This window comes from Kaistia geumhonensis (genome assembly GCF_030815145.1).
GTDB classification, from domain to species: domain Bacteria; phylum Pseudomonadota; class Alphaproteobacteria; order Rhizobiales; family Kaistiaceae; genus Kaistia; species Kaistia geumhonensis.
Window position 1 is genome coordinate 1,443,188 of record NZ_JAUSWJ010000001.1, and the last position, 18,808, is coordinate 1,461,995.

17 protein-coding genes are annotated in these 18,808 nt (G+C 67.3%); 8 read left to right on the top strand and 9 right to left on the bottom strand.

Annotation, left to right across the window (positions count from 1 at the left end):
- Positions 1 to 10 precede the first annotated feature (10 nt).
- Positions 11 to 379 carry a DUF4406 domain-containing protein gene (locus tag QO015_RS06890; protein WP_266282422.1) on the bottom strand — a complete coding sequence of 123 codons (369 nt, stop codon included), beginning with the start codon at positions 377 to 379 and terminating at the stop codon, positions 11 to 13.
- Between the two features lie 115 nt (positions 380 to 494).
- Here QO015_RS06890 and QO015_RS06895 point away from each other — a divergent pair, with 115 nt between their 5' ends.
- A complete protein-coding gene (locus QO015_RS06895) occupies positions 495 to 1,250 on the top strand; it encodes a DeoR/GlpR family DNA-binding transcription regulator (RefSeq protein WP_266280548.1) in 756 nt (251 codons plus the stop codon).
- Positions 1,251 to 1,483: 233 nt separating this feature from the next.
- On the top strand, positions 1,484 to 2,272 hold the full coding sequence (locus QO015_RS06900) for a phytanoyl-CoA dioxygenase family protein (RefSeq protein ID WP_266280546.1): 789 nt from the start codon (positions 1,484 to 1,486) through the stop codon (positions 2,270 to 2,272).
- Positions 2,273 to 2,338: 66 nt separating this feature from the next.
- On the opposite strand, the gene groL is transcribed toward QO015_RS06900, so the two are convergent.
- Together groL and groES are read right to left on the bottom strand one after the other, a co-directional pair.
- Positions 2,339 to 3,979, bottom strand: coding sequence for a chaperonin GroEL (gene groL / locus QO015_RS06905; RefSeq protein ID WP_266280545.1), 1,641 nt, complete (start codon positions 3,977 to 3,979; stop codon positions 2,339 to 2,341).
- A gap of 56 nt (positions 3,980 to 4,035) precedes the next feature.
- Entirely contained in the window at positions 4,036 to 4,350 is a 315-nt protein-coding gene (groES, locus tag QO015_RS06910) for a co-chaperone GroES (protein WP_266280544.1), read from the bottom strand.
- Between the two features lie 499 nt (positions 4,351 to 4,849).
- Here groES and QO015_RS06915 point away from each other — a divergent pair, with 499 nt between their 5' ends.
- Positions 4,850 to 6,814 carry an acyltransferase family protein gene (locus QO015_RS06915; RefSeq protein ID WP_266280542.1) on the top strand — a complete coding sequence of 655 codons (1,965 nt, stop codon included), beginning with the start codon at positions 4,850 to 4,852 and terminating at the stop codon, positions 6,812 to 6,814.
- 133 nt (positions 6,815 to 6,947) lie between these two features.
- On the opposite strand, the gene QO015_RS06920 is transcribed toward QO015_RS06915, so the two are convergent.
- From QO015_RS06920 to QO015_RS06940, 5 genes are all read right to left on the bottom strand, one after another.
- Complete coding sequence (locus tag QO015_RS06920; protein WP_266280540.1) at positions 6,948 to 7,574, bottom strand: lysophospholipid acyltransferase family protein; 627 nt, start codon at positions 7,572 to 7,574, stop codon at positions 6,948 to 6,950.
- 31 nt (positions 7,575 to 7,605) lie between these two features.
- Complete coding sequence (locus QO015_RS06925; protein WP_266280537.1) at positions 7,606 to 8,589, bottom strand: phosphatidate cytidylyltransferase; 984 nt, start codon at positions 8,587 to 8,589, stop codon at positions 7,606 to 7,608.
- Positions 8,586 to 9,200 carry a CDP-alcohol phosphatidyltransferase family protein gene (locus QO015_RS06930; RefSeq protein WP_266280535.1) on the bottom strand — a complete coding sequence of 205 codons (615 nt, stop codon included), beginning with the start codon at positions 9,198 to 9,200 and terminating at the stop codon, positions 8,586 to 8,588. Before QO015_RS06930 ends, QO015_RS06925 begins: the two co-directional genes overlap by 4 nt.
- 87 nt (positions 9,201 to 9,287) lie before the next feature.
- On the bottom strand, positions 9,288 to 9,836 hold the full coding sequence (locus QO015_RS06935; protein WP_266280532.1) for a hypothetical protein: 549 nt from the start codon (positions 9,834 to 9,836) through the stop codon (positions 9,288 to 9,290).
- Between the two features lie 171 nt (positions 9,837 to 10,007).
- Positions 10,008 to 11,393, bottom strand: coding sequence for a sigma-54-dependent transcriptional regulator (locus QO015_RS06940; RefSeq protein WP_266280531.1), 1,386 nt, complete (start codon positions 11,391 to 11,393; stop codon positions 10,008 to 10,010).
- 214 nt (positions 11,394 to 11,607) lie between these two features.
- Between QO015_RS06940 and QO015_RS06945 the strand changes: the two genes are divergently transcribed.
- The 4 genes from QO015_RS06945 to QO015_RS06960 all read left to right on the top strand — a co-directional run bounded on the left by QO015_RS06945 (position 11,608) and on the right by QO015_RS06960 (position 16,357).
- The gene (locus QO015_RS06945) at positions 11,608 to 12,480 is read left to right on the top strand and encodes a TIGR01459 family HAD-type hydrolase (protein ID WP_266280530.1); all 873 of its coding nucleotides are present in this window, start codon (positions 11,608 to 11,610) and stop codon (positions 12,478 to 12,480) included.
- 106 nt (positions 12,481 to 12,586) lie between these two features.
- Entirely contained in the window at positions 12,587 to 13,597 is a 1,011-nt protein-coding gene (locus QO015_RS06950; RefSeq protein WP_266280528.1) for a bifunctional riboflavin kinase/FAD synthetase, read from the top strand.
- Between the two features lie 104 nt (positions 13,598 to 13,701).
- The gene (locus QO015_RS06955) at positions 13,702 to 14,328 is read left to right on the top strand and encodes a hypothetical protein (protein WP_266280527.1); all 627 of its coding nucleotides are present in this window, start codon (positions 13,702 to 13,704) and stop codon (positions 14,326 to 14,328) included.
- 271 nt (positions 14,329 to 14,599) lie between these two features.
- Positions 14,600 to 16,357: an ABC transporter ATP-binding protein/permease gene (locus QO015_RS06960; protein ID WP_266280526.1), complete on the top strand. Its 1,758-nt coding sequence runs from the start codon at positions 14,600 to 14,602 to the stop codon at positions 16,355 to 16,357.
- Here the strand turns inward: QO015_RS06960 and QO015_RS06965 are convergent, their stop codons facing one another.
- Positions 16,358 to 17,158, bottom strand: coding sequence for a class I SAM-dependent methyltransferase (locus QO015_RS06965; RefSeq protein WP_266280525.1), 801 nt, complete (start codon positions 17,156 to 17,158; stop codon positions 16,358 to 16,360). It abuts the gene before it with no gap.
- A gap of 46 nt (positions 17,159 to 17,204) precedes the next feature.
- Between QO015_RS06965 and QO015_RS06970 the strand changes: the two genes are divergently transcribed.
- Entirely contained in the window at positions 17,205 to 18,725 is a 1,521-nt protein-coding gene (locus QO015_RS06970; RefSeq protein ID WP_266280524.1) for a DoxX family protein, read from the top strand.
- Positions 18,726 to 18,808: the final 83 nt, after the last annotated feature.

Here is an 18,808-nt window from a genome sequence, read left to right on the forward strand (position 1 = left end):
ACTGCACGAATCAGGCGGCCTGCAGCGTGCAGCCGGGGACATCCTCCAGCCGGTGATAGACCGGAAGGCCGCGCTCGGTGGCGATCTTCACGTCGAGATCGGCCCCCTTCGACGCGCCGGGAATGCGCAGCACCGCGTCGCAGCGCGGCAGCAGCCGGTGCGCAACGGGATAGGCGATTTCCTCATAGACCGCATCGCCGACGGCGCGCGAGCCGGCGACGGCCATCAACGGCAATGCAAGCCACTCGCCGATCAGCGGAATATGACCGGCCCGGAACAGCGGCAGCGCCGCCTCTTCCAGCCGCCGGAGATTGTCGGCCATGCGCGCCGGATCGTCGCCGGTGCCGGAGCGATAGGGGCCGGCGACGAGGATGATCATCGGCGCGACGGCGGTTTCGGGATTTGACATCGGAGGACCTCTTGCAGGAAAGTTGCACGAACATTCCCGACACTGCACGAAATGAACGTTTCGTGCAAGCTCGTGCAGGACCGAGATGCTGACCAGCGAACGCAAGCGCCTGATCCTCGACCGCCTCGGCCGCGACGGGCGGGTGGTCGCCAAGGCGGTCAGCCAGGAGCTCGGGCTTTCGGAAGACACGATCCGCCGCGACCTTCGCGAACTGGCATCGGAGGGCAAGTTGCAGCGCGTCCATGGCGGCGCCTTGCCGGCCTCGCCCGGCGTCGCCGATTTCGCGACGCGCGAGGCGATCGCCACCGAGGGTAAGCGCGCCATCGGCCGCGCCGGCGCCGCGATGATCGAGGACGGCCAGGTCGTGATCCTCGATGGCGGCACGACGGCGCTGGAACTCGCGCGCCAGCTTCGCCCGAACCTTCGCGCGACCATCGTCACCCACTCGCCGAGCACGGCGATGGCACTGATGCCGCATCAGGGCGTCGAGGTGATCATCATCGGCGGACGGCTGTTCCGCCACTCGATCGTGACGGTCGGCGCGATCGCCGCAGAAGCGATCCAGCGCATCCGCGCCGATCTCTACTTCCTCGGCGTCACCGGCATCCATGCCGAGGCGGGCCTGACCACCGGTGACATCGAGGAAGCCGCGATCAAGCGCGCGCTGATGGCGCAGGCGGCGGAGACCATCGCCCTCGCCTCGTCGGAAAAGATCGGCGCCGTCTCGCCCTTTCTCGTCGCGCCCGTCGCGGCGCTGGCGGGGATGATCGTGGAGGGCGGCCTGCCGGAGGAGAAGCTCGCGCCGCTCGCCCACGCGGGGGTCGCGGTGACGCGGTCCTGATGATCGGAACACCATCCCGACGGTCTGCCCAATGTCTCCCCGGCGCGCCTAGATCCACGCCCTGCGGTTGCGGCAACTGCCTTTCCGTCCTAGGCTTGCGCCATGACGATGTTCGCCTCCTCGACCTTTTTTCGAGCCTAGCCGCGCTTTCGCGTGCGCTTGAAGCCCGGGAGGCCGTGGGCCGACGGCCCGCTCCCGTGGCATGAACTCGAACTTGGTACGAGAGGTTCTCCGTGACTCCCCTTCCTGCTTCGTCCGACGCCTTGCGTGCGGACTTTATCCGCGACGGATTCGTTCGGATCGATGGTGCCTTTCCCCGCGAGCTTGCTGCCGCCGCGAGGGAAGTCCTCTGGCGCGACAGCGGCTGCAACCCCGACGAGCCCGCGTCATGGACGCATCCGGTCGTGCGTCTCGGCTTCTATTCGGGCCCGCCTTTCGTCGCCGCGCTGAATACGCCGCGGCTTCAAGGGGCCTATGACCTTCTCGCCGGCGAGGGGCAGTGGCTGCCGCTCGCGTCGGTCGGCACCTTCCCGATCCGTTTTCCGTCGGAAGCCGATCCCGGCGACACGGGCTGGCATGTCGATGTCAGCTTCGACCACGAGAAGCCCGACTTCATGGACTGGCGCTGCAACGTCACGTCGCGCGGCCGAGCCTTGCTGTTGGTCGCCCTGTTCTCGGATGTCGGGCCCGATGATGCGCCGACGCGGCTGAGGGCAGGGTCGCACCGCTCCATCGCGCGGCGCCTCGCCCCCGCCGGAGCGGCGGGGCTGACGCTGCGTGAGCTTGCCGCGACCGGCTTCGCCGAGAGCGCGGACAGCCGCGAGGTGCTCGCGGTCGGAAAGGCCGGCACGGTCTATGCCTGCCATCCCTTCCTGGTTCATTCGGCCCAGCCTCATCGCGGGCGGACGCCGCGCTTCATGGCGCAGCCCGCGCTCCTGCCGCGTGGCGCGGTGGCCTTCGGCGGCGCGGGAGACGGCTCGGCCGTGGGCGAAGCAATCCGCGCCGCGCTTGCCGAGAGTTGACGGCGCAAAAGAAAAGGGCGCGGCTCGCGCCGCGCCCTTCCCCGAACTCTTTGCGGATCGGACTTCTTAGAAGTCCATGCCGCCCATGCCGCCGCCGCCCGGCATCGCCGGAGCGCCGGAAGCCGGCTTCGGCAGATCGGCGATGAGGGCCTCGGTGGTGACGATCAGCGAAGCGACCGAAGCGGCGTCCTGCAGGGCAGTGCGCACGACCTTGGTCGGGTCGATGATGCCGGTCGCGACGAGGTCGACATACTCTTCCGACTGTGCGTCGAAGCCGAAGGTCTCGGACTTGCTCTCGAGAACCTTGGAGACGACGATCGAACCCTCGACGCCGGCGTTCTCGGCGATCTGGCGGATCGGCGACTCGAGCGCCTTCAGCACGATCTTGATGCCGGCCTCGATGTCCGAGTTGTCGCTCTTCAGCTTCTCGACGGCCTTCTTGGCGCGGAGCAGCGCCGAGCCACCGCCCGGAACGATGCCTTCCTCGACCGCGGCGCGGGTAGCGTTCAGCGCGTCGTCGACGCGGTCCTTGCGCTCCTTCACCTCGACTTCGGTCGCGCCGCCGACGCGGATCACCGCGACGCCGCCAGCGAGCTTGGCGAGACGCTCCTGCAGCTTCTCACGGTCGTAGTCCGAGGTGGTCTCCTCGATCTGCGCCTTGATCTGCGAAACGCGGCCCTCGATCTCCTTCTTCTTGCCTGCGCCGTCGACGATGGTCGTGTTCTCCTTGGAGATCGTGACCTTCTTGGCGCGGCCGAGCATGGCGAGCGAGACATTCTCGAGCTTGATGCCGAGATCCTCGGAGATCACCTGGCCAGCGGTGAGGATCGCGATGTCCTCGAGCATGGCCTTGCGGCGGTCACCGAAGCCCGGGGCCTTGACGGCCGCGACCTTGAGGCCGCCACGGAGCTTGTTGACGACGAGCGTGGCCAGAGCCTCGCCCTCGACGTCCTCGGAGATGATGAGGAGCGGCTTGCCCGACTGGACGACGGCCTCGAGCACCGGCAGCATCGACTGCAGGTTCGAGAGCTTCTTCTCGTGCAGGAGGATGAACGGATCGTCGAGCTCCGTGACCATCTTCTCGGCATTGGTGATGAAGTAGGGCGAGAGATAGCCGCGGTCGAACTGCATGCCCTCGACGACCTCGAGCTCGGTCTCGGCGGTCTTGGCTTCCTCGACGGTGATGACGCCCTCGTTGCCGACCTTCTGCATCGCCGAAGCGATCATCTGGCCGACTTCCTTCTCGCCATTGGCGGAGATGGTGCCGACCTGGGCGACTTCCTCGGAGGTCTTGATCTTCTTCGAGCGCTTCTCGAGATCCTTGACGGCCTCGGTGACCGCGAGGTCGATGCCGCGCTTCAGATCCATCGGGTTCATGCCGGCGGCAACCGCCTTGGCGCCTTCCTTCACGATCGCCTGGGCGAGGACCGTGGCGGTCGTGGTGCCGTCACCGGCCTTGTCGTTGGTCTTCGAGGCGACCTCGCGCAGCAGCTGCGCGCCGAGGTTCTCGAACTTGTCCTCGAGCTCGATCTCCTTGGCGACGGAGACGCCGTCCTTGGTGATGCGGGGAGCGCCGAACGACTTCTCGATCACGACGTTGCGGCCCTTCGGACCCAGCGTGACCTTCACGGCGTTGGCGAGGATATCCACGCCGCGCAGCATCTTTTCGCGCGCATCGGCGGAGAATTTTACTTCCTTGGCAGCCATTTGCCTTATCCTTCAGTTACAGACGGGACAATAAAAAACCGCGTTAAGGGATGCCCTTACGCGGCCTTCTTGCCGGCAGACTTCGTCTCGATCACGCCGAGAATGTCGGACTCTTTCATGATCAGGAGATCTTCGCCGTCGATCTTCACCTCGGTGCCCGACCACTTGCCGAACAGGATGCGATCGCCAGCCTTGACGTCGAGCGCGACCAGCTTGCCGGCCTCATCACGAGCGCCCGGACCGACGGCCACGACCTCGCCCTCCTGCGGCTTCTCCTTGGCGGTGTCGGGGATGATGATGCCGCCCTTGGTCTTCTCTTCGCCTTCGAGGCGACGGACGACGACGCGGTCATGCAGAGGACGGAAACCCATCTTACTTCTCTCCTCGCGTGGAGGCTCCCCATGGGAGCCCGAATGAAACGGGGGCTGTTAGCACTCGTCAATTACGAGTGCCAAAGCGCGCCGTCGATCTAGGAGCCCCCCCGCCCCTTGTCAAGGAGACCGCAAGGCGCCGCGGCGAGGATTTTTTCGCGAAGTCGCGAGTCGGCGTGGCGATAGCGGATGTTCAAGGCGGGACGATGTCAGCCACTGTCCCGCCCCGTCATCTAGCGGCGCTGCTCAATAGCCCATGTTGACTGGCCGGGCCGACAAAGCTGCATTAATGCACCAACGGCCGCCAAAAGGTTTCACGCGACGAGCCAACGCCCTCTTGATGCTGGCGAGCCGCAGCCGGCCCGCGTAATGTTGCAGTGCACACGCCATGATGCAGCGACGGATGTGAGCGAAATCACGAGGACGCCAAGGCGCGCCTCCTGTCGAGCTTGCGACATCGCAACGGATGTTATTGCCTTGTCACCCGTTTGGAGCGGAAATGACTGCCCGATACAGACCGGAGATTGATGGTCTTCGAACCGTCGCGGTTCTATCTGTCATCATCTATCATCTCGAGATACCGCTCGGCTCTTCGTTCCTGCTGCATGGCGGATTCCTGGGCGTCGATATCTTCTTCGTTCTGTCCGGCTACCTCATCGGCGGAATCATCCTGAGGGAACTGCAGGATACCGGCCGCTTCAGCTTCTCCAATTTCTACGCAAGGCGTATCCGCCGCATCTTTCCGGAGCTGATCTTCGTCATCCTGGTCAGCATTCCCGTGGCCTGGGCGATCCTGCTGCCGTCGGAACTCGTCCGGTTTGCCACGTCGATCATCTCGGCGCTCGGCTTCTTCAGCAACTTCTACTGGTATCAGGAACTCGGCGAGTACGGTGCCCAGTCAGGCCTCCTGCAGCCGTTCCTGCATACGTGGAGCCTGTCGATCGAGGAGCAGTTCTACGTCGTCTTCCCCGTACTCCTGATCGTCCTCTACAAGATCAAGTCGGGAAAATGGATCGGACCGGCGCTGATCGCCCTGATCCTGATCAGTCTCGTCCTCTGCCAGTTCACGACCTTCATCAAGCCGCCTCTTTCCTTCTTTTCCCCGGTCAGCCGCGCCTGGGAACTGCTCGCGGGCGCAGGACTGGCCTTTCTCGAGCTGAAGCGACCCGGCCTGCTGCTCAACAGTCGGATCGCCGGGTTCATTCCCTCGATCATGGCGGTCGTGATGCTGCTGTCCCTGGCTTTCGTGAGCCTCGACGACGGCCATCCGGGCATCGTGACGATACCGATCATCGTCGCAACCTGCGGCGTGATCTGGTTCGCGCGAAAGGACGAGATCACCACCCGGCTGCTGTCCACGTCCGGCATGACCTATGTCGGAAAGATCTCGTACGCGCTCTATCTCTGGCACTTCCCGATCTTCGCATTCGGACGACTCAGGTCTCTCGAGGCGCCCACGGCGCTCGACATGCTCGGATGGGTGGCGCTCACATTCGTGATGTCCTGGATCGGCTACACGGTCGTGGAGCGCCCCTTCCGCTTCAAGATTCAGACGCGGCCCTTCGCGTCGTCGATCGCCGCCTCGCTCGTGGCGATCGCGTGCTTCACCGTGGTTGTCGTGCGGGATGACGGCTTCCCGGGCCGGTTCGCCTACATGGCTGCCCGGCTGGGGGAGAACAAGATCGATGCCGAAGCGCTGGCCGAGGAATCGATGAAGATCCTCGACGAGCTGGCGCCCAACGAGTCCATTGGCCGCTGGAACGCGGGCGTCCGATCGAAGCATGAGATCGAGGACAACTGGTTCTCGGGTCAGGCCGCCGAGAATGTGCTCGTGATCGGCAATTCGCACAGCAAGGACATGTTCAACGCGGTGTATCAGAACCGCGACCGCTTGCAGGGCGTCGAGTTCGCTCGCCTGGCTTTCGACGCGGACATGTCCGCGAAGTCGTTCGATCAGATGTTCGATCTGCCGAACTACAAGAACGCCACCACCATCATGGTCGCGCCGAAATACCGTTCGACCTCCATTCTCTCGCTCGACCGATACCTGGCGCGGATGCTCAAGGACGGCAAGAAGGTCATCCTCGTCGGCAATACGGCCGAATTCAGCTCTCCCGGCACCATGCCGATCTTCGACTGGTACATCTGGAAGCAGACGGGCGATGTCGATTTCAAGCAGCTGAACCAGCTCGCCTACAAGTATGAATCCGAGGAGGCGAAGATCTATACGGCGCGCGTCGCCGCGCTGGCCGAAAAATATGGAGTTCCGTTCTACGACCGTCGGGCTCTGGTCTGCGACGACCTCGCAAAGGAATGCGCGATGGTGACCCCGGAGGGCAAGCGCACGATGTATGACGCGTCGCACTGGACCCTCGATGGAGCCGGCTATTTCGGGAGCCGGGCCGCCGACATGGGCTGGCTGAAGCCGGACGAAGCCGTTCCGGTGAGCCAGCAGGGGCTCTGACCCGCGGCCTCGGATCCGCGTCGCTCTTGTGGGGCACATGGTCGGGCAGCGGGAATGAAGGGCAACGGCCCGCTGACCTGCCGCATCGGCTATGCAGCCGCGCCGGGAGGATGTTCGGCGCGTACCGGGCGCTTCAGACCCAGTCGGGGCTCGGCGTTTCGCGGGCGAGCGCGTCGACGGCCGCCTCCAGTCGCTGCATGAAGCCCTCGCCGGCGCCGGTCATGGGCTCGCCGATCACCACGTCGCAGAAGAACGGGACCGGAAGATGGTCGCCCTTCGGCAACACCCGGCCGAAGCCGCGCAGGAAGACCGGCAGGACCGGCACGTCGGGCCGGCGGCGGGCGATATGGCCGATGCCGCGCTTGAAGGCCTGGCGCGTCTCGGGCTCGCCGCGCGAACCTTCGGGGAAGATGATCAGCACGTCGCCGCGATCGAGCGCCTCCAGCGCATCGGCCAGCGGATCGCGACCGCCCCGGCCACCGGTCCGCTCGACGGGAATGATCGCGAGAAGATCGAGCGCGAACCATTTGAGCAGGCGGTTCTTCAGGAAATAGTCCGCTGCCGCAACGGCATGGACATGCTGCAACTGGCGGAGCTGGAAGAGCGACATCAGCGCCAGCGTGTCGAGATGGCTGTTGTGATTGGCGGCGATGATGAGCGGCCCCGCCTTCGGCAGCCGCTCGCGATGGCGCACCGCGAGCCCGATCGCGACGAGCAGGAACGGCCGCACCACGCCGGCGAAGAACGCGAGCCGCAGCATCGAGCGCAGCCGCAGGCGGAGGCCCCCGGGGCTAGAAGTAGAAATAGCGGACGACATGGAAGAACAGCGGCGCGGTGAAGACGAGGCTGTCGATGCGGTCGAGAATGCCGCCATGGCCCGGCAGCATGGTGCCGGTATCCTTGATGCCGAGATCGCGTTTCACGGCCGACATGACGATGTCGCCGAAGAAGCCGGCGACGGCGAGCAGCGCACCGATCGCCGCGCCGGCGAGCGGCGCGATCGGCGTCAGCACCGGCGCCAGCAAAGCGGCGAGAACCGTCGTCGCGGCGAGGCCGCCGAGAAAGCCCTCGACCGTCTTGTTGGGCGAAACCTTGGGCGTGATCTTGCGGCGGCCGAACCGGCGGCCTGACACGAACTGCGCGACGTCGTTGAACTCCGTCACGATGATGAGGAAGACGAGAAGGCCGGCGCCGGTCCCCTCCGGCGAGCCGGGTGTCGGCACCGCGAGGAGATAGGCGGCATGGCTGATCGCGAAGACGGCGATCATCAGCCCCCAGTGCAGCGTGCCGGCCGCCTTGAGGAAGCCCGCCGTCTCACCGCGCAGCACCAGCGCCGCCGGCAGGACGAGGAACATGTAGACCGGGATGAAGATGACGAACATGCCGTACCAGGCACTGCCGACCCAGTAGTACTGGATGGGCACGGCGAGATAGGCGACGAGCAGCACGACGCGATCCGTCCGCCGCGTCGGGATGATGGTGAGATATTCCTTGAGCGCCAGATAGCTGACGAAGGCGAGCAGCACGATCATGGCCAGGCGGCCGAGGAGGAGCGCCGCCACCAGGATCGCCACCATCACCCACCAGGAGCGGATGCGCGCCTTCAGCTCGGCGTGCTTGGCGGCCGCCTTCTCGTCGCCGCCGGGCCGGCGCAGACGGACGAAGACCGACGCGAAGACGAGCCCGGCCAGAATGATGCCGACCACCGCCACCAGCGGCACTGGGAGGCCGCGTCCGGCGAAGAAACCTCCGATCTCCGTGAGGAGCGCGCTCATGGCTTACCGCCGAGAAGCGCATGTGCGCGGCGGACCGCCGTAAAGACAGTCAGCGCGGCGAGGGCCGCGAAGACGGGATCGATCCACACGCCGCCCGGCACCCCGGCAGCGAGCGCGGCTGCGAGGAGGCCGATCGCGGCGGCGCGGTCCGATTTGCCCATCGGCCCGTCATAGGCGCGCGGCGCGCCGATGGACGGTCCGAGGACTCCGACGAACTCCGTCAACACTGCGCCAAACACGAAGGCGACGATCGGAAGCGGGCCGGCCCCGAACGGCGCGAGCGCCGGCACCAGCGCGAGATAGAGCGCCGCATCGGAGACGACGTCGCCCGTCTCGTTGAGGATGGCGCCGACGCGGGATTTCTGCCCGTGCTCGCGGGCCAGCATGCCGTCGATCGCGTTCAGCGCCATGCGCAGGAAGAGGACGAGCGGCATCAGAAGGAGGCTCGCACGGCTGCCGGCGAGAAGCGCCAGCGCGAGGCCGGCGACGATGCTCATCGCGGCGGCGGCCACCGTCACCTGGTTGGCGGTGACGCCGGCGCGCGCGAGGGCGCCGACAGCGGGCCTCAGCACCGCCTGGAACCGCGGCTTCAGATCGTAGACGCTGGCCATTCGCCGCCCCTTCGCCGGATCCCCGCCCGGCCGGACGTCCTCAGCATGGCGGCCCCGGCGAAGCAGTGAGCGCGATCACAAGTCCCGTCAGCCGCCGGCGATCGTGATCGGCAGGTCGATCGGCGCCGACTTGCCCGTCGCGGCATCGGTGACCGTCAGCACGAGCTGGTAATCGCCCGGTTTCAGGTCCGGCAGCATGAAGGTGACGGTGATGTGGAAATCGCGGCTCTTGCTGCGGCTCGTCTTTTCCAGAACCGCCGGAGCCGAGGACTTCGCCAGGATCAGGCCCTTGGCGTTGCGGATCGCGATCTGGGTTCGGAAGGTGATCTTCTCGGCGCCGTTCTCGTCCTGCCAGCCGAAGCCGACCGGCTCGGCATAGATCTTGAGCTCGGCCCCGGGCGGGAAGACGGCGTAGGGACGCGGCTTGAACTCGCCGAAACCAGTCGCCTCGTCCACGAACAGCGCCTTGCGGAACGTCAGCGGCGCCGCCTTCCAGAAGGCTTCGACCGAGGCGTCCAGCGCCTCGATGGCCTTGTCGACCTTGCCCTCGCCAAGCAGCCGCTCGGCGTCGGCCGCCTTGTCGGCCACCTCGCCCGCCGCCGCCGCGACCGGCGCACCTGCAACCGCGAGAGCCATGGCCCCCGCCAACGCCATCCCGGACAGCCGGGACGCCCCAAACGTCATGACCTTCCCCTCGACTGGCGCCGATCCTGCGCCGCAACAGCCCTTTTCGGCCGGAACATGCCGTTCCGGCCCCTTGCGTGCAAGCATTTCGGTGGCTGAGGATCGCGTAACCGCGCAACGTGGCTAAGACGTGCGCCTTTCCTGCCAGGCCTGGCGCTTGCGATAGATCGTCGACGGGCTGATCTCGAGCGCCGCCGCGGCGCGCGCGATATTGCCGGCGAAGGCACCGACCGCGCTTTCGATGATCGAACGCTCCTGCTCCCAGAAGGGCATGATCCCGCCGGAAGCGGCGCGCATCGCCGCCGGATCCTCGATCCGCGTCTCGGCGCGGGTCTCGGGCCGCAGGCTGGCGCCGCCGGAGCGGAGCGTCGCCGGAAGCATGGCGGCCGTCACCTCGCCGCCCTGGTTGAGCACCACCGTGCGGCGGATTGCGTTCTGGAGTTCGCGCACATTGCCCGGCCAGATGTGGCCCGCGAGGCAGGCGGCGGCGTCGGGTGCGAAGCCGCGGAAGTCACGGCCCTCTTCCGCCGCGTAGCGGTCGAGGAACGCCCCGGCGAGCAGCAGGACGTCGTCGCCGCGCTCGCGCAGCGGCGGCATATGGATCGGCAGCACATGCAGCCGGTAGAACAGGTCCTCGCGGAAGCGGCCGGCGGCGATCTCCGTGAAGGGGTCGCGATTGGTCGCGCTGACGATGCGGACATCGACGCGGCGCACTGTGGCGTCGCCGACCCGCTGCACGGTTCCGCTCTGCAGGAAGCGCAGGAGCTTGGCCTGGAGGCCGAGATCCATCTCGCCGATCTCGTCGAGGAACAGCGTGCCGCCATCGGCAAGTTCGGCCGCGCCGGCGCGGGTCTCGGTCGCGCCGGTGAAGGCGCCGCGCGTGTGGCCGAAGATCTCGCTTTCCATGAGATCCTTGGGAATCGCGCCGCAGTTGATCGCGACGAAGGGCTTGCCGCCGCGGCCGGAACGCGCATGCAGCGCCTCGGCGCAGAGTTCCTTGCCGGTGCCGCTTTCGCCGGTGATGAAGACCGGAGCGCGCGAGGGCGCGATGCGCTCGATCTGCTCGAAGACGGCGCGCATGGCGGCGGAGCGGCCGACGAAGCCCTCGAACGGTGCTGCCGCCGCGGCGGGCGCGGGCGTCGCCGCCGCCGTCGCCTGATCCCACTGGGTGATCGCGGCTTCCAGCCGCTCGAGCAGAGCGGCCGCGCCATAAGGCTTCGGCAGATAGTCGACCGCCCCGGCCTTGATGGCGGCGACGGCGGTGTTGATGGAGCCGCGCGCGCTGGTCGCGATCACGCGGATCGGCTGGCTCTTGAAGGCGGCCAGCGCCTCGATGCCGCCGAGCGTTTCGAGATCAGCGAGAACGACGGCGCGCGAACCCTCGCCGACGGCGCCGATCGCCTCGTCGCCGCTGGCCAATCCAAGGGCCGGACCCGCCAGCCCTTCGAGCGAGCCGGCATGCGCCGCCGCGATGCGCCGCTGCACCGGATCGGCATCGACAATGAACACCTGGACAGGCTCTTTCGAGCCGTCGACGAACCCCATAACAGGAAGACCCCTCTTCCGCGCGGCAAATGCCAGCATCGCGACGGTGACAGGATAGGGTAAACAAAGGGTTCCAATGAACGGTTGCACTGCCGCAAAAATGTTGCACCGCAACCTTTCGCGCCGGTCCGCCAGGTCCCGGCTTGACCCTGGCGCCTCGAACCAATAGGCGCATCGCATGGCCAATCTGTCGTCGCCTCCGCCCGTGCCGGGCCTCTCCGCCCTCGCCGACTCCTATGATGTCGTGCTCTGCGACGTCTGGGGCGTCGTGCACAACGGCGTCACGTCCTTTCCCGAGGCGCGCGCGGCGCTGAGGGCTTATCGTCAGGGCGGCGGCACGGTGGTCCTGATCACCAATGCGCCGCGCACCAGCCATTTCATCGTCGAACAGCTTGGCGTGCTCGGCGTCGAGCGGGATGCCTTCGACGACATCGTGACCTCGGGCGACGTGACGCGCGCCCTGCTCGCCGAGCGCGGCCCGGTCCGCTTCCACCATATCGGCCTCGAGCGCGATCTGACGCTCTACGAGGGCCTCGCGCTCACCCGCGTCGCGCCGGACGAGGCCGAGGTCGTGAGCTGCACCGGCCTGCGCAACGACCTTGTCGAGACGCCGGCCGACTACGAGGCGGAACTCGCGGCGCTCGCCGCGCGCGACCTGCCCTTCGTCTGCGCCAATCCCGATATCGTGGTCGAGCGCGGCCACCAGCTCGTCTATTGCGCCGGCGCGCTGGCGGCCCGCTATGCGGAGCTTGGTGGCCAGACCTTCGTCGCCGGCAAGCCGCATGCGCCGATCTATGACGCGGCGCTCGAGCGCGCGGCGCGCATTCTCGGTCGCCCCGTCGCCCGCGAGCGCGTGCTCGCGATCGGCGACGGCGCGCCCACCGACCTCACCGGTGCCGTGCGTCAGAATCTCGACGTTCTCTTCGTGACCGGCGGCATCCATTCCGGCCATTTCGGCCCGGTCGACCAGCCCGATGCCGGCGCCGTGCATCGCTTCCTCGATACGGAAAAGCTCGGGGCCCGCGCGTTCATTCCGGGGCTGCGCTGGTGACGCGGCGCGGTATCCGCTTGACGCGCCGCACAAGGGCTTGCAGCTTCGGCGGCGGCCGGCGCTCCGCGCCGGACCATTCCCCGACAACGATTGCGGCTGACGCAGGATGCTGAAGGCAGCGCCCCTGATAGGGCTCGACGCGGTTCCGACGCCGATGAAGGGCGCGGTGCTGGCGATCGGCAATTTCGACGGCATGCATCGCGGCCATCACGAGCTGTTCGCCGCCGCCCGCCGCGAGGCCGACCGGCGCGGCTGCGCGGCCCTGCTCCTCACCTTCGAGCCTCACCCCCGATCCGTGCTGCGTCCGGGCGAGCCGGTGTTCCGCCTGACGCCGCTGCCTGCCAAGGCGCAGCTCGCGGCCGCGCTCGATCTCGACGGCGTCGTCGTCGCGCGATTCGACAAGGCCTTCGCGGCGATGAGCGCCGGCGATTTCGTCCGCCAGGTGCTGGTCGAGCGGCTGGCCGTTTCGGCCGTGATCGTCGGCCACGATTTCCAGTTCGGCCACGACCGGCTCGGTTCGCCGGAGTTCCTCGCCGCCGCAGGGCGCGAGCATGGCTTCGCCACGTCGATCGTCGATGCGGTGACCGACGCCGCGGGCGTTCCCTATTCGGCAAGCCGCATCCGCCGGTTGCTGCGCGAGGCCGACATCCGCATCGCCAATGCCGAGCTCGGCTATCGCTGGTTCGTCAACGGCGACGTGCAGCACGGCGACAAGCGCGGCCGGGAACTCGGCTATCCGACCGCCAATATCCGCCTCGAAGCCGATTGCGACCTCGCGCTCGGAATCTACGCCGTGACGCTGACCCGTGCCGACGGCACCATGCTGCCCGGCGTCGCCAGCTATGGCCGGCGGCCGACCTTCGACAACGGCGCGGTGCTGCTCGAGGTGCACATCTTCGACTTTGCCGGGGACCTCTATGGCGAGACGGTGCGCGTCGCGCTCCATGCCTTCCTTCGCGGCGAAGAGCGGTTCACCTCCATCGAGGCGCTGATCGAGCAGATGGACCGCGATTCGCTGGCGGCGCGGGCGATTCTCGGCTCCGATGGACCGGGCTCGCCCATCGATCTCCGCCTCGCCGGCGGGGCGCGCCTTGCCGGAGCCGAGGGGATCGCCTAGAAGGTCCCGAAGACTGGCGCCGGAATTTCGCCCGTTTCATAGGTCTATGGTTGCGGATCGTTCTGCGTCCCGCGACCGGATGCCGAGGAGTGAACCAGGTCCCCATGCCCGTATCCAGCTTCCAGCGATTCGCCGCCCTGCCCTCGCTCGGCCTTCTGGCAGGTCTGCTCGCAGCCTGCTCCGGAACCACTTACGGCACTGGCGTGTCTCCGGAAGAACAGACGATCACCGACATCATGGGCATCGCCAGCCTCGGCGCGTCCAAGCAGCAGCCGATCGACTATCGCCCGCGCGGCAACATCGCCGTGCCGCCGAATCCGAGCGTGCTGCCCGCGCCCGGCTCCGGCCCGACCATCGCCTCGGCTGAGGCCGATCCGAACTGGCCGAAGGATCCGGACCAGGAGGCGCGCGCCCGCCGGGCCGCCAAGGACGCCTCCTTCGGCAAGCCCTCGCCGAACTTCGTGCTGCCGGCCGGACAGACCTCGCTCGGCAACGCGCAGGCCATGGCCGCCGCGCAGGGCAACGATGCCCAGCGCCGCGCCGAAGGCAAGCAGGCCTGGGACGAGCTGCACAAGTCGAAGACCGGTTCGGTCGATGCCAACGGCAATCCCGTACGCAAATATCTGACGGAGCCTCCGGTCGCCTATCGCGAGCCGGATCCGAACGCGCCGATGTCGGATCCGCCCAAGAAGAAGATGAACCTCAATCTGAGCAAGCTCTGGCCGTGGTGACGGCCGGGGCCGGCCGGCGCCCGCGCCGTCGCGGCCTCGCCTGATCGGCCCGCAGGCTCGGCGCGGTCCGACCCTCCCCTTGCGATCAATCGGGCGATGCTCCGCGCGCCGTCCTCGCGACGGGGATCGCGTCGCCCTTGCTCGCCTCCGTAACCGTCACGGCGTGACCGCCCGCCCGGTATCCGTCATCTTCCGGTAACATTCCGGCAAGGTCGCCGACAGGGACGCCTCCCCATAGTCGCGCGACGACCATCCCCATTGGAGCGAGCCGATGCGCTTTGCCGCGATCCGCGACGTGACGCGGACCATCCTGAGACTGGCGACACCCTATTTCCGATCCGAGGAACGCGTCTTCGCGATCGGCATGCTGGCCGTCGTCATCGGCCTGCAGTTGTTCGGCGTCTGGCTCAACGTCCAGTACAACTCCTGGAACAACGACTTCTACAACGCGCTGCAGAAGAAGGACTGGGCGGAATTTGTCCACCAGATGTTCTTCGTCTTCTCCTGGATCGCGGCGCTCAGCATCCTCTCCGGCACCTACCAGACCTATCTGCGCCAGTGGCTGCAGATCCGGTGGAGGCGCTGGATGGTGGCGCAATATATCGGCCGCTGGATGGCGGAGGCCCGCCATTACCGGCTGCGCCTGTCCGGCAATCCCGCCGACAACCCGGACCAGCGCATCGCGGAGGATACCGATCAGTTCGTCAACCTGACCCTGCAGATCGGCATCGCGATCCTCGGCCAGATCGTTCAGTTGGTCTCCTTCATCGTCATCCTCTGGAACCTCTCCGGCGACCAGCCGCTGCTTCTGTTCGGGCAGAGCTACCACATCCCCGGCTATCTGGTCTGGGCGGCGCTGATCTACTCGGTCATCGGCACGGTTCTGGCGCACTACATCGGCCGCGCGCTGGTCAACATCAACTTCCTGCAGCAGCGCTTTGAAGCCGATTTCCGCTTTGCGCTCGTGCGGAACCGCGAGAATGGCGAGGAGATCGCGCTGCTCGGCGGCGAGCCGGCCGAGCGCCGCGCGCTCGGCGTCCGCTTCGCCCATGTCGTCGCCAACTATTTCCGCCTGATGCTGCGCCAGAAATGGCTCAACTTCTATCAGAGCGGCTTCGGCCAGATCGCAATCATCTTCCCGTTCGTCGTGGTCGCGCCGCTCTATTTCACCACCGACATGGAGCTCGGGCGGCTGATGCAGATCGCGCAGGCCTTCGGCATCGTCCAGGCGGCGCTCTCCTTCTTCGCCAACAATTACGACACCCTCGCCGTGTGGAAGGCGGTCGTGAATCGTCTCGACGGCTTCGACACCTCGCTGCGGACGACCGAGTCCGAGGCCGCCGCCGGACCGAAGCTCGTCAAGGACGAGGCGAAGCCGGCGCTCGCGATCGACAACCTGCTGGTCCGCCTGCCTGATGGCCGGGCAATCGTCGAGGTGCCGAGCCTCACCATCGCCCCGCGCGAGCGCGTGCTCGTCACCGGGCCTTCCGGCTCCGGCAAGACCAGCCTCTTCCGGGCGCTCGCCGGCATCTGGCCATTCGGCGAGGGCGCGGCCCATATCCCGTCCAAGGCCGATCTGCTGATCCTGCCGCAGAACGCCTATATGCCGCTCGGCACGCTGCGCGCCGCCCTCGCCTATCCCGACGACCCGGACTCGATCTCTCCGGAGGCGGCGCGCGAGGCGCTCGAGACGGTCAATCTCGGCTGGCTGTCCGAGCATCTCGAGGACGAGGCGAACTGGGGCAACCGTTTGTCAGGCGGCGAGCAGCAGCGCGTGGCCGTGGCGCGGGCCCTGATCCACAAGCCCGACTGGCTGTTGCTCGACGAGGCGACCAGCGCGCTCGACGAGGCCGGGCAGGCCGAGATCTACCGGCTGCTCGACGAGAAGCTCCCCGAAGCGACCATCGTCTCCATCGGCCACCGGGCGAGCCTCGTGCCGCTGCACCAGCGTTTCCTCCGCCTCGCCAAGGGCGAGAACGGCATCCACCGCGTCGTCGAGGATGCCGAGCCGGAGCCCGTTCCGGCCTGATCAGCGGCGGAGCACGAGCGTCGGACAGTGGGAGGCGAGCGGATAGCCGCTCGCCTCGATCACCCTGACCTCGGCGAAATGGCGCCCCGCGAGGTCGACGAAGGTCGAAACGGGCGGGAAGGCGAGCGCGTAATCCGCGTCGCGCGTCAGGTCGATGGCGCCGATCTCGGCTTCCGACCAGCCTGTCTGCCGCGCCAGCAGATCGCGATCCGGGAAGAGCGCGTCGAAGCACGCGGCGATCTCGCGGACCGGCAGAACGAATCCGGGCCTTCCGGCGGCCAGCGCCATGCCGAGCCGCCAGCGCATCGCATGCAGATTGCCCGACCAGCCGGCGAGAACGTCGCGGCGGATGTCCTCAGGGGTTTCGGCCCTTTCGGGTGCCGCGAAGACGCGCAGCGCCGCGACCCCGCCCGGCTTTACTAGCCGCGCGACGACGCCCATCATCTCCGGCAGGGCGGCACCGACCGAATTGAGAGCGCCGTCGCCGAGCGCGGCATCGAACGGCCCGACCGCCGCGTCGAGGCTCAGCCAGTCCGCCAGCACCGCGCGCCGCGTCGGGCCGTCGCCCGACCAGACCGTGTCGATGACATGCTGCGAATGGTCGAAGGCGGTGAGGTCGCCGCCGAGCCCCGCCAGACCCGGCGTCATTCCGAAGAGAACGACGCGGGGACCGGCCTCCGCGATCGCCCGGCGCGCCGTTTCGATATCGCCCTCGCTCGGGCGAAGCGGCGGCGTCAGGCGGCGATGCCCCTCGGCGAAACGCTGCCATGTCGGCGATCTGTTCTCGCGCTCGTCGAGCATCGGTTATCCTCGCAAGGAATCGTGGAATCGGGGGCGGGCCGCAGGCATGCCGAGACTCGTCGTCATCACACACGAATTCGACGAGTTCGCCAGTCGTCCCGATCACGACGCGCCGGCCTATGGGCTTTACCTGCTCTTCGATGTTCTCGAAGCGCTGGAGTCCATGGGCTACGAGACCTGCGTGGCGGCGGGGCTCGATCCGCCCGAGGGCGACATCGCGCTGATGCATGTCGACTGCACGCGCATCCCGAAGCCCTATCTCGACCTGAGCGCGCGATTCGCGCTGACGCTCAATGCCGGGACTGCGGACATCTCCAAGCGGCGGCTGAGCCGCATTCTCGTTTCGCCGGGCGATGGCTGGCGCGGCCCTGTCATCGTCAAGAGCGACATCAATTGCGGCGGCGAGCCGGAACTGCGGCTGAACGCCCGCGCCCGCGCGGCGGGCAAGGCCGAGCCCTTTCCGGGCCTCGCGGCGCCCGATGCCTATGCAGTCCTCGACAGCGCGGACGCGGTTCCCGACCATGTCTGGCGGAACGAGACGCTGGTCGTCGAGCGCTTCGTGCCCGAGGTCGACCCCGAGGGCTTCGTGCTGCGCACCTGGGTCTTCGCCGGCACGCGTGAGCGCTGCACACGCCATGTCTCGCGCGAGCGGATCGTCAAGGCTTCGGGCATGGTTTCGCGCAGTCCGGCCGAGGTGCCCGATGCCATCCGCGCCGAGCGGGAACGGCTCGGCTTCGACTATGGCAAGTTTGATTTCGTCGTCCATGATGGCGAGCCGATCCTGCTCGATGCCAACAGGACCCCGGGCTCCTCGTTGACCCTGCGCGACTATCTGAAGGCCAATGCCGGAAACCTGGCGACCGGACTGGACGAGCATATCCGCGCCGCGCTCGGCGCCCGCCTGTCGCCGAAACGAGCCGGGGGGCCGTCCGGCCCGGCGCGCGGCGAAGCCGGGCCTGCTCACAGGACGCTCACGACATCGTCGTTCATTCCAGATGAACACTGCGTCGACTCTGGCGCCCGTTCAGGAGACAATCAAACTGTCGTATGGGATAGCCAGACATTCGCAGCGGCGACCGCCGACCATCCGGAGTTCAAAATGAGCGACACTTCCAGCCAGAAGCTGATCATTCCCGCCCTCGGCGGTCTCTATGCCGGCGGCACGCCGCTGTTCGAGGCGGTGCTTCGCGCCGTCGTCGGCCTCTGGATGGTGCCGCATGGCGCGCAGAAGCTGTTCGGCATGTTCGGCGGCGGCGGCATTTCGGGCACCGCAGGCTTCTTCTCGCAGATCGGCCTCGAGCCGGCCGTGCTGATGGCGATCCTCGCCGGCGGCACCGAGTTCTTCGGCGGCATCCTGCTCGCGATCGGCCTCCTGACCCGCCCGGCCGCCGTCGCCATCTGCATCCTGCTGCTCGTCGCGGTCTTCAGCGTCCATATCGGCAACGGCTTCTTCATGCAGACCGGCGGCTTCGAATATGCGAGCCTCTGGTTCTTCGCGGCTCTCTATTTCGTCTTCCGCGGCGGCAACCGCTATTCGGTCGACGCCAAGCTCGGCCGCGCCTTCTGATCGGCGGCACAGCGCCTCTTCCAAGGGCCGCCCCTCGGGGCGGCCTTTTTCGTTGCGGCCCGACGAGCGGGAGCGCGACGGTT